The sequence below is a fragment of the Cystobacter fuscus genome (assembly GCF_044360685.1).
Classification (GTDB): Bacteria; Myxococcota; Myxococcia; order Myxococcales; family Myxococcaceae; genus Cystobacter; species Cystobacter fuscus_C.
This window is the reverse complement of the sequence record NZ_CP043491.1, coordinates 6,536,854-6,550,321: the sequence shown is the minus strand read 5'-3', so window position 1 is coordinate 6,550,321 and position 13,468 is coordinate 6,536,854. Positions and strand designations below refer to the sequence as shown.

The window sequence follows — 13,468 nt, the reverse complement described above, 5'->3', positions numbered from 1 at the left end:
TCAGGGCGAGGTGCTCCGTCCTCCGCCCGCGGTGCTCACCCGCACGCGCACGTCCCGGGAGGGATGGCCCTGTGTCAGGACGAACACGGGCTCGCGCGAGGAGAGAACCCGCTCGCCATCCGTGATGCGCGCCCGGATGAAGTAGGAGGCCTCGGGATGGATGTGCTCCGGGGCCAGCTCCACGGCGAAGGAGATCGGCACCTGTCCGGCGTCGCGGAGCGTCTGCCCTCCAACGCGCTCCCCCTCGTCTTCCTTGCCGGGAGTTCCCCGCACCACGTCCACCTGAACCACGGCCTCCGGCGTAAGGGCGATGCGCTCGAGGTAGAACACGCTTCCCGTCACCTGGACGGTGCGGGACGGCGCGGTGTCCGTCGTTGGGGCGGGCGGGGGCGCCAGCGTGGAGGAGGCGCAGCCTCCCAGGGTGGCGAGTACGAGGCACCCAACGAACACGGACATGCGGTGGATCACGGTGGACCTCCAGAAATACGCCGGACGCCTCGAGCGGAGGGGAGCCCGAGGCGTTCGACGCAGCGAGAGTGGGGGAGGAGACGTTAGTAGATGGTCGCGCTCAGCGTCGCCTTGAAATAGGCGGAGTAACCGTAAGGTGTTTGAACGTCTCGTGTTCACCTCGCGGAGGGGAGCAGCCGCAGCTTCCCGCGCAGCCCGGGTGAGGTGAGCACCTCGCCCTCCGCGGTCACCACCACCGCGGAGGCGCCATGCTTCTCCGCGAGCGCCAGTCCCGCCTCGCCCCCGAGGATGAAGACGGACTTGGTCAGCACCTCCGCGTCCACCGCGCTCGGCGCGAGGATCGTCGCCGAGCGCGAGGCCATGGCCGGGTAGCACGTCCGAGGATCGATGATGTGGTGGTAGCGCTTGCCGTCCAGGAGGAAGAAGTTCTCGTAGTCCCCGCTCGTCGAGAACGCCGCGTCGGAGACCTCGAGCACCGCGAAGATGCTGCCCGGCTCGCCCCGGGGCTCGCGGATGCCCACCTTCCATGGCCGGCCCGCCTTCTTCCCCGCCGCGTAGAAGTCCCCGCCCGCCTGCACGAAGAAGTCCCGGAAGCCCAGCGCCCGGAGCTTCTCCACCGCCCGGTCCACCCCCCAGCCCTTCGCCAGTCCCCCCAGCCCCAGCTGCATCCCCGCGCGCGCGAGCCGCACCCCACACCCCACGCCGCCTCCGTCCGCCTCCGGAGCGAACTCCAGGCCCCGATAGGAGATGAGCGCGCAGCGGTTCTTCAGCTCGGCCGGGTCGGGCAGGGCGGGCGTCAGCTCCGTGCCGAAGCGCCACAGCCCCCGCAGCGCCGCCCACGTCGGATCGAACAGCCCGCCCGTCTCCTCCGCCCCCCGCACCGCCCGGCGCAGCGCCGCGCACAGATCCTCGGGCACCGGCACGAAACTCCCGTCTCCCGCCCGCCGGTTCACCTCCGAGAGCGCGCTGTCCGGCCGCCACTCGTTCATCACCTCGTTCACCCGGGTGAAGGCCGCGAAGGCTCCGTCGAAGCCCTCGCGCGCCTTCTGGGACGTGCCCCCCACCAGCGTCACCGTCACGTGCGTCCCCATCATCGGACGCGTCTCGGTGCGCACGCGCGGCTCGGGCGTGGCGGCCAACATCACCAGCAGGACAGGGAGCACCATGGCCTCGTTCTGTCCCACGCGTGTCCTTCTCGCACCAGCCCCCTGGTTGGCTTGACCGTTTGCGTGGGTGCGTAGTACGCCCCTGGGCCTTTTGTTGAGACTGAGTTTCAACATCATCCCCTCCCCGGTGGAGGCACCTGACGCGGCGCGGGGGACGATGCCGCCGCGCTCCTTCCTGGTGCTGTTGCTGGGGCTGGTGGGGGCGGCCGTGGGGGCCCGAGTGTTCGCGCTGCCCCCGCTCCTGCCGGATCTCGACGCGGTGAACTTCGCCCGCTCCCTCCGGGGCTTCGATCTGGCCACCCAGGCGCCGCACTTCCCGGGCTACCCCGTGTATGTCGCCCTGGCCCGCCTGGCCTCGGCCGCCGGAGCCTCCGAGGTGGGCGCTCTCGCCGTGCCCGGCATCGTGCTCGGAGCCATCTGCCTGGGAGTGCTGGGGCTCGTGGCGCGGCCGTTGCTCGGAGCGGTCGGGGCCCTGACGGCGACGGCCCTCCTGGCCCTGCTGCCGCTTCCCGTCCTCTTCGGCGCCACGCCCGGTTCGGACGGCACGGGGCTCTCCCTCCTGGTGCTCGCGGCCTGCTCCGTCCTGGGCTCGGAGCGCTCCCACCGCCACGCGGTGCTCGCGGGCGCGGTGGTGGGACTGGCCCTCGGCGCCCGGCCCTCGTTCCTCCCGGCCTTGTTGGGACTCGCGCTCCTGATTCCCCGGCGCCACGGGCTGGCGGCGGCGGGCGGATTGGCGCTCGGGGTGGGCGCGTGGCTCGTGCCCATGGGCATCCTCACCGGCCCGGAGCGGCTCGTGCGCATCGGCTCGGGCTTCCTGCTCGGCCACGCGGGCGAGTGGGGTGGCACCGTGGCGGTGCGTCCGGAGCTCGGCTGGCGGATGGAGCGCTTCGGGTTCGATCTCGTGGCCGCGGGCTTCGGGTTGCCGTGGCCCGGGAGCCCCACGGAGCCAGCGCTCCTCTTCGCCGCGCGCCTGCTCCTGGCCCTTGGCTTCTCCGCGACGCTGGGGGCACTCGTCCTCGCGGGGGTGCGCTCCTCCCTGTCCGCCTCCGAGGGACGGATCCTCCGGCTCGCCCTCGCGATGGGCCTGCCCTATGGGGCGTGGATGTTCCTCGGTCAGAACCTGCTCAAGGCCCGGCATGCTCTTCCGCTCGTCTTCGCGGGGGCCCTGCTCGTGGCGGTGGGCGTGGCGGTGCTCGCGCGCCGCTGGCCGTCACTCACGGGGCCGCTCGCCGGCGTGCTGACCGTGGCGTGCGCGGCCGTCATGCTGCCCGTGGCGCTCGCGCAGGGACGCGAGCCCTCGCCCGCGGCGCGGCTGGTGGCGCACGTGGCGTCCACGCTGCCTCCCTCGGGCACGCTGATCTTCACTGGCGAGGAGGCGCGGCTCTTCGAGCACTACGTGCCCCACTACCGCGCGGGCCGTCCGGCCACGGGCGAGCAGCTGCGCCGCGAGGTGACGCGCGTGGCCGCCGCGGGCGCCGACGTCTACGTCACCTCCACCGCTCCCGGCGTCGAGGCGCTCGCGCCGCACCTGGAGCCCGTGGCGCGCTTCTCCTGTGATCCGCGCGTGCGCTCGCACGCCCACGACATCGTCCTCTACCACTACCGGCTCGCGGCCCTGGCCGCTCCGCACGAGGTCCTCTGATGCGCGTCCGTGTCTTCCTGTGCCTCGCGCTCGGGCTCACCGCCTGCGAGGAGACACTTCCCGCCGGGTTCCGGCCCGTGCAGGACTCGGCCGAGGGCGCGGCGCGCGTCTCGGTGGCCTTCAACCGCATCACCTCCGGCCGCTACCGCGCCGTCGCGCCCACGTGCATCGGCCAGCGCTACGGCTTGCGCTCGTCGCTGGACACGGCCATTCCCCCGGGCGAGCCGCTTCCGCTGGAGGGGGGCCTCGCCATGAAGCCCGGGCAGATCGTCGAGTTCCGCAACTACCAGCCGGACATCCCCACCAACGTCACCTCGCTGTCGGCGCCCGCGCCACTCTTCAGCCCCAACCTGGTGCGGCCCTACAACACCCGCACCGAGGGCAAGGAGACATTCTCCTACTGGCGCTACGCCTTCCCACAGCCCGGGGCCTACGAGTACTTCGACACCAACATGGGCACGCCGGGCCGCCAGGTGGTGGACTCGTACTACGGCACGGTCACCTACGTGGGCGAGTCCAATGCCCCTCGGGCCGTCGTGTGTGTGGATCCTCCCGCGTGTGTCGCGTCCGCCGATTGCCTCGCGGGCACCGCGCCCGAGGGCACCGTGTGCTGCACGTGCCCAGGCGTGTGCTGCGAGACCGATCTCCACTGCTCGCTGGACAGGACGTGCCTGCGTGGCCGCTGCGTGGACAAGGACACCGGCGAATGAGTCCCTCCCTTCCGAGCCCATCTCCGAGCGCTTCCATGACGCCGCGCCGACCGCTGCTCCTCGTGCTGTCGTTGTTGCTCGCGCCCCTCGCCGCCCGGGCCCAGGACGAGGCCCCGCCTCCGCCCGCCCGGGACACGCCGCGCGCACCCGAGCTCCAGCCGCCCGCGCCCCCGGAGGGTCCGCGCCTGGAGCTGGAGGGACTGGAGGATCCCGCGAATCCCTCGGGCACCGCGCCTGCCACGGAGGCGACGCCGGGGACGAACGAACAGGACACCTTCCGCCAGCGCCTCCAGCCCACGAGCACGCTGTCGCAGCGCGCGGCGGCCATCCTCGATCGGACGACGCTGGGCGGCTACGCGGAGCACGACTTCATCGTGCCGGGGCAGGGCCGGAGCACGTTCCGCAACCACCGCTACGTGCTCTTCGTCTACAGCCACATCTCCGAGCGCATCTCCACGGCGACGGAGATCGAGTTCGAGTTCGCGGGCAGTCCGCTCAAGCGTGACGGCGTGCTGACCACGGGCGAGGTGTTGCTCGAGTTCTCCGTGGTGGACCTGAAGCTGACGGACTGGATGACCTTCCGGGCGGGAGTGATCCTCGTGCCGGTGGGGGCGTACAACCTGCGGCACGACGCGCCGGCGCAGGAGCTGCCCGAGCGGCCCATCGCGTACACCACGGTGGTGCCCACCACCTGGTTCGAGTCCGGAGCGGGCTTCCTGGGGGGCTTCGATCTGGGGCGGGACTGGCGGCTGTCCTACGAGGCGTATGCCATCAACGGCCTGGACGCGAGGATCCTCGATGACCAGGGCTTCCGGGCGGCGCGGGGCAGCCACCTGGAGGACAACAACCACGACAAGGCGCTCACGGCGCGCGTGTCCCTGTCCCCCTTCCTGGGCCTGGAAGGAGCGGTGTCCGGCTACACGGGGGCGTATGATCTCGAGGGCCGCCGGGTGAACATGCTCAACGCGGATGTCTTCTGGCGGATTGGCGCGTGGGATCTCACGGGCGAGGTGGTACGCGCCTTCATCGACCCCGGCTTCGTGCAGGGCTTTCCCGACGGCTCCACGGCCAACACGCGCGAGCGCGTGCCCACGGGCATGTTCGGCTTCTACGCCCAGGCCAACTACCGCTTCCGCATCGAGCCCTTCTTCCGGCTGCTGCCGGACGAGTGGCATGATGGCCACTTCACCGCCTCGCTGCGCTACGAGGAGAAGGACACGGACACGGAGTTCATCACCGTGGGCGACGCGGCGCGGCTGACGCTGGGCCTCAACTTCCGGCCCCTGCCGCCCTACGTCCTCAAGACGAGCGTCTGGTGGGAGAAGGGCGGCGGGGATGGCCTCCAGCCCCATCTGTGGACGCGGGACTTCTGGAGCCAGGGGCATTGGACGGCCCTGGCCAGCGTGGCCTACCTCTTCTGACCGGGCACTCCTCCCATGCGCTTCTTCCCATTGCTCACCGCGCTCCTGCTCACCGCCGCGTGTGCCACGCCGCCCCGGCCCGTGGGCGCCCCGTCGCGCGTGGTGGTGGTGGGAGCCTCGACGGTGCCCCGGCCCGCGCCGCGCGGGGTGGTGGCCGACGTGTTCGGCGGCGAGGAGCCGCGCGACGTCGTGGCCCGGGAGGCGGCCGAGGCCCTGCGGGCGCGGGGCTTCTCGGTGCTGGGGGTGGAGACCGTCGTGGGGCAGGCGCCCACGGTGGAGGAGGCGGCGCGGCTCGCGCGCGAGCGCCAGGCGGACGCCACGGTGGTGCTCGTGCTCACGCGGTTGGATCTCTCCGCGCTCCAGCCGCTCGGCCAGGTGGAGGTGGCGCTCGAGTCGCGCATGGTCGGCCCCACGGGGCAGGTGTGGACGAGCCAGGAGCGGAGGACGGCCACCGCGGAGCGGCTCTATCAGTCGCGGACGAATTGGCGCTCGCACGTCCGGCAGGCCGTCATCCAGTCGGTCCGGGAGCTGCCATGAGCATGCTAAGGGGAGGAGCCGTGAAGCACTTCGTGTTGGCGTGGATGGTGTTCCTGGGTGGAGTGGCGGCGCTGCCCGCGCGCGCGGCGGCGACGTACTTCACCACGCCGCAGGTTCTCAAGGAGTTCTTCCCCCAGAGCCAGCGCGTCACCTACCGCAAGGTGAAGCTCGGTGCCGCGGAGCTGGCGGCATTGCAGGCGCGGCTCGGCTACAAGCCGGCGAAGCCCGAGTACGTCTTCTTCGTGGCCACCACGGGCGAGCACGTGGACGGCTACGCTCTCATCGACGAGGAGCTCGGCCAGCACGAGCAGATCACCTTCGCCGTGAAGCTGTCGCCCGAGGGCACCGTCGAGCGCCACGAGGTGATGGTGTACCGCGAGGCCTACGGGCAGGAGATCTCCGACGCGCGCTTCCGCCGCCAGTTCCAGGGCAAGACGGTGAAGGATCCGGTGCGCGCGGGGACGGACATCGACGTGGTGACGGGGGCGACCATCTCCTCGCGCTCCATGGCCGTCGGCGTGCGCCGCGCGCTCATCCTCCTGGACGAGCTCGTGCTCAAACCGAACGCATCCCAGAACACCAAGGGGTAGCCCGCTCGTGCGCCAGTTCGCCCGGCCTTTTCCCATCACCCGCCTGTCGCTCGAGGCGCGAGTCCTCTACAGCGGCTTCCTGCTGTTCCTGGTGCTGGGGCTGGCCTCCTCGGTGTGGCTCTACGCGGACTCGTTCGGGGCGCTGTCGGCCCGGAGCGCCGCGGAGTACTACCGGGGTGGCGCCGCGCCCGCGCCCGTGGCGGACGAAGCCGGAGGCCCCGCGCTGGAGCTGCCCGACGAGGCCTCGGCCCCCGAGCCCCTGCGGCTGGAGAAGCCGGCGCGCCAGGTGATGGAGACGTTCCACTTCCACCTGTTCACGGTGCCCGTGGTGCTGCTCATCGTGGGGCACCTGTTCATGCTCACGTCGTTGTCGGTGCGGCTCAAGGTGGGCGTCATCGCCTTCTCCTCGGCGGCGACGTTCGTGCACCTGCTGGCGCCGCTGCTCGTGCGCTTCGGCGGGCCGGGGTGGGGCGCGCTCATGCCCGTGTCGGTGGTGGGCGCGGCGTTGGGCTGGCTGCCCATGCTGCTCTGGCCGTTGTGGGAGATGTGGCGGCCCCTGCCCGTGGAGGCGGACGGGGAATGATCAGCGTCGTCATCCCCGCGCGCGACGAGGTGCACGCCGTCGCGGGCGTGGTGCGGCGGGTGCGCGAGGCGCTCGCGCACGAGGCGCATGAGGTGCTCGTCGTGGACGATGGCTCGCGCGACGGCACGGGCGAGGCGGCGCGGGAGGCGGGGGCGCGGGTGCTGACGGTGGGCGGAATCGGGTACGGCGCGGCGATCAAGGCCGGGGCCGCCCAGGCGCGAGGCACGTGGCTGGCGCTCATCGACGCGGATGGGACGTACCCGGAGGCGGCGTTGCCCGGGCTGGTGGCGGCGGTGCGCGCGGGCGCCCGGCAGGCCATCGGCGCGAGGCCGGGCTTCGGCCCCGGGGAGTCGCTGGCGCGCTCGGTGGTGAAGGCGCTCTTCCGGGGCGCGGTGCGGTGGGGGGGCGGCTTCGCGGCGCCGGACTTGAACTCGGGCCTGCGGGTGCTGCGCACGGCGGATCTGCTGGCGCTCGCGCCGGTGTTGCCGGATCGCTTCTCGCTCACCACCACGCTGACGCTGGCGCTGGCGGCGGCGGGAGATCCCATCGTCTTCCAACCCATCGCCTACCGGGCGCGCGTGGGCCGCTCGAAGTGGAGGCCCGTGCGCGACACGTGGCGCATGGGCCGCACCGTGGCGCGAGGCATCGGCTGGCTTCGGGAGGGCCGGGCCCCGAGGGTGCTCGCGGCCCTGGAACTGCCCCCGGTGCGAGGCACGGGGTGAGCGCGCCCACGGTCGTCATCGGCGCGGGCCCGGCGGGGCTGTCCGCGGCGCATGCGCTCGTCCGGGCCGGGGAGCGCGTGGTGGTGCTGGAGGCCGAGGAGCGGGTGGGGGGGCTCTCGGGCTCGTTCGACTTCGCGGGCTTCCAGGTGGACTACGGCCCGCACCGGCTGCACCAGGCGGCGGCCCCCGAGGTGCTGGCGCTCTACCGGCTGGCGCTCGGTGGGGCGCTGCGGGTGCGGGCGCGCCGGGGCCTCGTGCACGTGGGCGACAAGCGCCTGCCCTATCCCTTGTCCCTGCTCGGTATCGCGCGGGGGTTGGGGCTCGCCGAGGTGGCGCGGCATGGGGTGTCGGCGGTGATGGCGCGGCTGAGGCCACCCGAGGGCCAGCACTTCGGCGCGGAGGCGGCGCGGCGGCTGGGACGGCATGCGGCGCGGGTGCTGTACGAGCCCGCGGCGCGCAAGGTGTGGGGCCTGGAGCCCGAGGCGTTGGACGAGGCGCTCGGCCGGGCACGGGTGGGGAAGGGCGGCCCGCTGGAGGTGTTGCGCGCGGCGCTCGGGCGGGGAGGGGCCTCGGCGGGGCGGCGCTACTTCTACCCGGAGGCCGGGGTGGGGGCGCTGGCCGAGGGCCTCGCGGAGCACATCCGCCAGGCGGGAGGCGAGGTGCGGTGTGGCGCGGAGGCCGAGGGCCTGGTGCTGGAGCGCGGGCGGGTGCGGGCGGTGGTGGTGGCGGGGCGGGAGGTGCCGGCCCGGGCGGTGGTGGCGACGGTGCCCCTGCCACGGCTGTGCGGTTGGGTGGGCCGGCCCGAGGCCGCCGAGGGCCTGGACTACCGGGCGCTGACGCTGTTGTACCTGCTGCTCGCGACGGAGCGGGGCAGCGAGCGGGACGTGCACTACTTCGCGGACGGACGGCTCCCGGCCAATCGCCTCTTCGAGCCGCGCAACTTCTCCGGGCAGGGTCCTCCGGGGCGCACGGTGGTGGGGTTCGATCTGCCGTGCGCGGTGGGGGACGAGTTGTGGAGCGCCTCGCCCGAGGAGCTGACGCGGCGGGTGCGGCCCGCGTTGGAGCGCACGGGCCTCGGGGGAGTCGAGGTGCTCGACAGCCGCGTGCGCCGCGTGGCGGCGGCCTATCCGCTGTATCGCCGGGGCTTCGCGGTATCCCGGGAGCGAGCGCTCGAGGCCCTGAGCCAGGTCGAGGGCCTCTATCCCCTGGGAAGGAGCGCGCTGTTCATCCACGACAACGTGCACCACGCCTGCGCGGCGGGTCTGGCCTTGGGCCGACTGCTCGCGGACGGCGCGAGCAGTCGGGACTGGCGGGCGCGGCAGAAACCCTTCCTCGAGACGCGGATCGAGGACTGACCGGATGGCGGCACCTGCACGACGACATACCCTTGCCACGCATGCCCACTCGTCCTATTAACGAAACCCAACCGTTTCGTTAATTGAGGACAATGGCCATGACCTCGCAGAGAGCACAGCGAACCCTCGACCAGCTCGCCGCCGGAACGACCCTGGCCGAGGCGCTGGACGTTTACGACTCTCTCGCCCCCGCTACGCCCACCCAGATGATCGGCTCGTGGAAGGGGACCGGCATCAATACCGGCAACCCCTTCGACGGACTGCTGGAGCACTTCGGTTGGCACGGGAAGCGCTTCGAAAGCCTCGACGAGGCGCACCCCCTCATCTTCCGCTCCGGGCAGGGTCGGCTGGTCAGCGTCAATCCGGGGCTCATGCCGATCGGCCTCGTCGCGCGGTACGGACAGCGGTTCCTCGGGTCGGGTTGGGCGACGGCGTTCCGTCTCGCGCGTCCACTCCTCACCACGACCGCACCCAAGGCGCGTCTTCGCCCCGTCGAGTACCGCGGGGTCGTCTCCATGGCGATGAGCTACGATCAGTTGCCGATCATCGATGTGTTCCGTTCGGTCGACGAGGACACGCTCATGGGCGCCATGGATATGCGCGGCCTCGCCGCTCCCTTCATGTTCGTCTTGAGACGCGAAACCAACTCGGCCGCTGGGAGCGTCGCGTGACCCTCCGCACCGCTATCGTCACGGGAGCCGCGAGCGGCATCGGCGCCCTCGCGGTGCAACGCCTGCGAGCGCGCGGCGTGAACGTCGTCGCCGCCGACCGCACGCCAGCGCTCACCGGGCTGTACGCCGGTGACCGGGGCATCGTCACGGCCGTCGGCGACGTCACCGATCCCAGCTACGCGCCCGACCTCGTCCGCACGGCGGAAACGGCTTTCGGTCCTGTTGACCAGTTGTTCCACTCGGCGGGGATCATGCCCGCCGGCGAAATCGGCGACATCCCCATCGAGCAGTTCCTCACTGTCGTCGACGTCAACTACATCGGAACCGTGCGCATGACCCGAGCCGTGCTGCCCTCGATGCGCGAGCGCCGCAGCGGGCAGATCATCGTACTGGGCTCCATCACGGGCTACATTCCGAGCAAGGGCTTCGCCGCCTATTCGGCAAGCAAGGCCGCGGTCAACAGCTACACCGAGACGCTCGACCAGGAGGAGCGCGGGCACGGCATCCATGTTCTTCTTGTCGCCCCGAACGCCGTCAAGACACCGCTGCTGGGCCAGATGAGCGGAGGGCCCGCGGCCATCGCGGCGCTCGCCCAGAAGGAGTCCTCCCCGCTCATGATCACCCCCGACAAGGTCCTCGATGACATTGAGCGCGCCCTGGCCCGGCGTCGGCACGTCTGCCTGCCCGGTGCCCGCGCGGCCTACGCTCTGCGCCGACTCTCCCCCGCCCTCACCTGGGCATTGAACAATCGGCTCAATCAGGTGTGAGCGCCGCGCGATGAGGGCCGAACAACCCGCCGGCCGCAAAAGCCGGTTCAGCGAGGAACGACGTGCCGAGGTGTACCGCGCCACCATCGCGCTGATCGCGGAGCGCGGTTACCAAGGAGCGAGCATCGACGAGATCGCGGTCCGCACACAGACGAGCAAAGCGACGCTCTACCGTCAGTGGGGCGATAAGTCGAACCTGGTGCTCACCGCGTTACGGGCCGAAAGCGGTCTGGCCGTCGAGACCATTGACACCGGTTCACTCGACGGCGACCTCACCGCCCTCATGGATATGTTTGGCGCCCGCGCGGGCCAGAACGTGCGACTGGTCCTGACGATCGCCGATGCCGCTCAGCGCGACCCGGAATTGCACACCACGCTCGTGCGCTACGGCATGCCCGAGCTTTCCGGCATCGAGCGTATCCTCTCGCGCGCGGTCGAGCGCGGCGAACTGCCGGCCGACCACCCGGCGATCCCTCACGTGCCGAACCTGCTCATCGGCGCCCTGTTCGGCGTCGCCATCATCGAAGGACCGCAGGCGCGCATCGACTCCGAGCGCATGCGCGGATTCTTGAGCGACGTACTCCTGCCGCTACTCGTCTCGTCCGGTCGGTAGGGGTGTCCAGGCGGCCGATGGGTCTCGGAAGGTGCGAGTAGCGGGGATTGGCGGGAGCGGCAGAAACCCTTCCTCGAAACGAGGATCGAGGACTGACTCGGTGGTATGTCGTCGGCATTGTGGGGGGGGACAGGGCCGGGCACGGCAGCGTCCGAGCCCTGTCATCTGGTCGTCAGGGAGCGGGACATGAAGGTGCTCGTCACGGGAGCCGCGGGTTTCATCGGTTATCACGTCTGTGAGCGGTTGCTGGCCCGGGGTGACACGGTCATCGGGGTGGACAACCTGGACGTGTCGGGAGACGTGACGCTGAAGGCGACGCGGCTGTCGCGGCTGAGGTCGGCGCCGAACTTCGGCTTCCACCGGATGGACATCCGGGACGCGAGGGCCTGCCGGGAGCTCTTCACGGGGGCGCGGCCGGAGCGCGTGGTGCACCTGGCGGCGCGCGTGGGGGTGAGGGCGGAGCCGGTGGACTCCCAGGACTACGCGGAGACGAACGTCTCGGGCTTCCTCCAGGTGTTGGAGTCGTGTCGGCGCACGGGGGTGGAGCACCTGGTGTTCGCCTCGTCGAGCTCGGTGTACGGAGCGGACACGCCGGCGCCTTTCTCCGAGCAGGCGGCGGCGGCGCACCCGCTGAACCTGTACGCGGCGACGAAGCGGGCGGACGAACTGCTGGCGCACGCCTACAGCCACCAGTACGGCCTGCCCATCACCGGACTGCGGCTGTTCTCGGTGTATGGCCCATGGGGGAGGCCGGACATGGCGCCCATGTTGTTTCTGCGGGCGATGCTGGAGGGCCGCCCGCTGGTGCTGCATGGCGAGGGCAAGCCCCAGCGCGACTTCACCTACGTGGACGACGTGGTGGAGGCGCTCATGCGGGTGCTGGACACGCCGCCCACGGGAGGTCCGCCGCGCTACCGCGTGTTGAACGTGGGCCGGGGCGTGCCCGTGGCGGTGGCGCGGCTCGTGGATCTGCTGGAGGAGCTGCTGGGCAGCAAGGCGTGGGTGGAGCTCCAGGCCGCGCCCCCCGGAGAGATGCACGTGACGTGCGCGGACGTGACGGCGCTGGAGCGCGAGACGGGCTTCCGTCCCTCCATTCCCCTGGAGCAGGGGCTCGCCCGGCTCGTGGCCTGGTACCGGGGCCACGAGGGCTGAGCAGCCACTGCTCCCATGGCCGCGTCCCGTCTCCGACGCTTCAATCGCTGGCTGGACTTTTGTTCAGGTTGTGAATACTTCTCTAGCGAATGCAGTGGGGAAGAGGAACGCCCATGAGCGATGCGCGCACGCCTGCCGAGTCCGAAGTCATGGAGCCCACGTTCTGGAGGAAGAACGGCTGGGCGGCCAGGGTCATCAAGAACGAGGAGGACGACGGCTGGGCCGTGGAGATCCGCAAGCAGGGGATCTCCGAGCCCGTCCTCATCAGCCCGTGGGTGATGGGCCGCGACAAGAAGAACCCCAAGCCCTTCGATGCGACGGCGTTCGCCACCTTCGTGAAGACGGCCTCGGAGGTGCTCGATCGCTCCGCGCGACAGCGCGACCAGGCCCTGACCCGGAAGCTCTCCATTGCCTGGGAGGGCCGCTGGTACGAGGTCCGGCTCCAGATCGTGGCCGATGAGTACGAGCCCCACGCGGTGCTCTCGGCCATCGACGACGCGGGCGAGACCGTCGCGAAGCATCACGTGCCCGTGTCCTTCAAGTTCACCCGGGACATCGCCAACGAGTGGGTGCGCGGCGGATTCGGCGAGCCCTGAGCGAGCGCTCCTCGGCTGCGCATGCCGGGCGGTCGACGCCGCCCGGCCCACCGGGTTGTCTCCCCCAAGCATGGGCAGGGCCGAAGCCACGCTGGCGCAGCGGGAAGTTTGTGTAGCAATTGTGTGGTCAAACACTTGCAGCCAGATGTCAGGCTCGCGTATTGGTTGAATAATGCACGGTGTCTCGTAATGAACGTTGACGCCTAAATACAGGCACGAAGATAGTCACATGATGAGGAATTCAAGGATCTGGATTCTGGTCATGGTCTTGTTAGGTGTTGCCTGTCGGTCTTCACATGAGCCACCCGAGGATGGGGGAGTGGATGGGGGGACAGGAAGTCCGGACGCGGCCACCGAGGAGCCCGATGCTGGAGCGGAGACGCCGGATGCCAGCGTCGATGGGCCGAACGGACAATGGGTTCCTCCGCCGCCCGTGAGCGTTCCACCGCTGCCCCCCCCGGAAGACTATTCAAAC

15 protein-coding genes are annotated in these 13,468 nt (G+C 71.0%); 13 read left to right on the top strand and 2 right to left on the bottom strand.

Features of this window, described 5'->3' with window-relative positions:
* Entirely contained in the window at positions 1-456 is a 456-nt protein-coding gene (locus F0U63_RS26765) for a YbaY family lipoprotein (protein ID WP_395833785.1), read from the bottom strand.
* Positions 457-623: 167 nt separating this feature from the next.
* Positions 624-1,652 carry an FAD:protein FMN transferase gene (locus F0U63_RS26760; protein ID WP_395833783.1) on the bottom strand — a complete coding sequence of 343 codons (1,029 nt, stop codon included), beginning with the start codon at positions 1,650-1,652 and terminating at the stop codon, positions 624-626.
* Between the two features lie 76 nt (positions 1,653-1,728).
* On the opposite strand from F0U63_RS26760, the gene F0U63_RS26755 reads away from it, so the two are divergent.
* The 13 genes from F0U63_RS26755 to F0U63_RS26695 all read left to right on the top strand — a co-directional run bounded on the left by F0U63_RS26755 (position 1,729) and on the right by F0U63_RS26695 (position 12,993).
* Positions 1,729-3,276, top strand: a complete 1,548-nt coding sequence (locus F0U63_RS26755; RefSeq protein WP_395833781.1) for a hypothetical protein — start codon at positions 1,729-1,731, stop codon at positions 3,274-3,276.
* Positions 3,276-3,986 carry a hypothetical protein gene (locus tag F0U63_RS26750; RefSeq protein WP_395833779.1) on the top strand — a complete coding sequence of 237 codons (711 nt, stop codon included), beginning with the start codon at positions 3,276-3,278 and terminating at the stop codon, positions 3,984-3,986. Before F0U63_RS26755 ends, F0U63_RS26750 begins: the two co-directional genes overlap by 1 nt.
* 35 nt (positions 3,987-4,021) lie before the next feature.
* The gene (locus F0U63_RS26745; protein ID WP_395833777.1) at positions 4,022-5,407 is read left to right on the top strand and encodes a hypothetical protein; all 1,386 of its coding nucleotides are present in this window, start codon (positions 4,022-4,024) and stop codon (positions 5,405-5,407) included.
* 15 nt (positions 5,408-5,422) lie between these two features.
* The gene (locus F0U63_RS26740; protein WP_395833775.1) at positions 5,423-5,944 is read left to right on the top strand and encodes a hypothetical protein; all 522 of its coding nucleotides are present in this window, start codon (positions 5,423-5,425) and stop codon (positions 5,942-5,944) included.
* The gene (locus F0U63_RS26735) at positions 5,941-6,534 is read left to right on the top strand and encodes an FMN-binding protein (RefSeq protein WP_395833773.1); all 594 of its coding nucleotides are present in this window, start codon (positions 5,941-5,943) and stop codon (positions 6,532-6,534) included. The genes F0U63_RS26740 and F0U63_RS26735 overlap by 4 nt, the downstream gene beginning before the upstream one ends.
* A 7-nt stretch (positions 6,535-6,541) precedes the next feature.
* Positions 6,542-7,117, top strand: a complete 576-nt coding sequence (locus F0U63_RS26730) for a hypothetical protein (RefSeq protein ID WP_395833771.1) — start codon at positions 6,542-6,544, stop codon at positions 7,115-7,117.
* The gene (locus tag F0U63_RS26725) at positions 7,114-7,839 is read left to right on the top strand and encodes a glycosyltransferase family 2 protein (protein ID WP_395833769.1); all 726 of its coding nucleotides are present in this window, start codon (positions 7,114-7,116) and stop codon (positions 7,837-7,839) included. The genes F0U63_RS26730 and F0U63_RS26725 overlap by 4 nt, the downstream gene beginning before the upstream one ends.
* Positions 7,836-9,194, top strand: coding sequence for a protoporphyrinogen/coproporphyrinogen oxidase (locus tag F0U63_RS26720; RefSeq protein WP_395833767.1), 1,359 nt, complete (start codon positions 7,836-7,838; stop codon positions 9,192-9,194). Before F0U63_RS26725 ends, F0U63_RS26720 begins: the two co-directional genes overlap by 4 nt.
* A gap of 98 nt (positions 9,195-9,292) precedes the next feature.
* On the top strand, positions 9,293-9,865 hold the full coding sequence (locus F0U63_RS26715; protein ID WP_395833765.1) for a DUF4334 domain-containing protein: 573 nt from the start codon (positions 9,293-9,295) through the stop codon (positions 9,863-9,865).
* On the top strand, positions 9,862-10,632 hold the full coding sequence (locus F0U63_RS26710) for an SDR family NAD(P)-dependent oxidoreductase (RefSeq protein ID WP_395833763.1): 771 nt from the start codon (positions 9,862-9,864) through the stop codon (positions 10,630-10,632). The genes F0U63_RS26715 and F0U63_RS26710 overlap by 4 nt, the downstream gene beginning before the upstream one ends.
* Before the next feature lie 10 nt (positions 10,633-10,642).
* Entirely contained in the window at positions 10,643-11,245 is a 603-nt protein-coding gene (locus F0U63_RS26705) for a TetR/AcrR family transcriptional regulator (RefSeq protein WP_395833761.1), read from the top strand.
* A gap of 186 nt (positions 11,246-11,431) precedes the next feature.
* Positions 11,432-12,397 (top strand): NAD-dependent epimerase/dehydratase family protein, encoded by a 966-nt coding sequence (locus tag F0U63_RS26700; RefSeq protein ID WP_395833759.1) that lies wholly within the window; start codon positions 11,432-11,434, stop codon positions 12,395-12,397.
* 113 nt (positions 12,398-12,510) lie between these two features.
* Entirely contained in the window at positions 12,511-12,993 is a 483-nt protein-coding gene (locus tag F0U63_RS26695; protein WP_395833757.1) for a hypothetical protein, read from the top strand.
* Positions 12,994-13,468: the final 475 nt, after the last annotated feature.

Coding starts and splice junctions, on each gene's coding strand:
- F0U63_RS26765 (WP_395833785.1), bottom strand. CDS start 456: ATGTCCGTGTTCGTTGGGTGCCTCGTACTCGCCACCCTGGGAGGCTGC.
- F0U63_RS26750 (WP_395833779.1), top strand. CDS start 3,276: ATGCGCGTCCGTGTCTTCCTGTGCCTCGCGCTCGGGCTCACCGCCTGC.
- F0U63_RS26745 (WP_395833777.1), top strand. CDS start 4,022: ATGACGCCGCGCCGACCGCTGCTCCTCGTGCTGTCGTTGTTGCTCGCG.
- F0U63_RS26740 (WP_395833775.1), top strand. CDS start 5,423: ATGCGCTTCTTCCCATTGCTCACCGCGCTCCTGCTCACCGCCGCGTGT.
- F0U63_RS26735 (WP_395833773.1), top strand. CDS start 5,941: ATGAGCATGCTAAGGGGAGGAGCCGTGAAGCACTTCGTGTTGGCGTGG.
- F0U63_RS26725 (WP_395833769.1), top strand. CDS start 7,114: ATGATCAGCGTCGTCATCCCCGCGCGCGACGAGGTGCACGCCGTCGCG.
- F0U63_RS26715 (WP_395833765.1), top strand. CDS start 9,293: ATGACCTCGCAGAGAGCACAGCGAACCCTCGACCAGCTCGCCGCCGGA.
- F0U63_RS26705 (WP_395833761.1), top strand. CDS start 10,643: ATGAGGGCCGAACAACCCGCCGGCCGCAAAAGCCGGTTCAGCGAGGAA.
- F0U63_RS26700 (WP_395833759.1), top strand. CDS start 11,432: ATGAAGGTGCTCGTCACGGGAGCCGCGGGTTTCATCGGTTATCACGTC.
- F0U63_RS26695 (WP_395833757.1), top strand. CDS start 12,511: ATGAGCGATGCGCGCACGCCTGCCGAGTCCGAAGTCATGGAGCCCACG.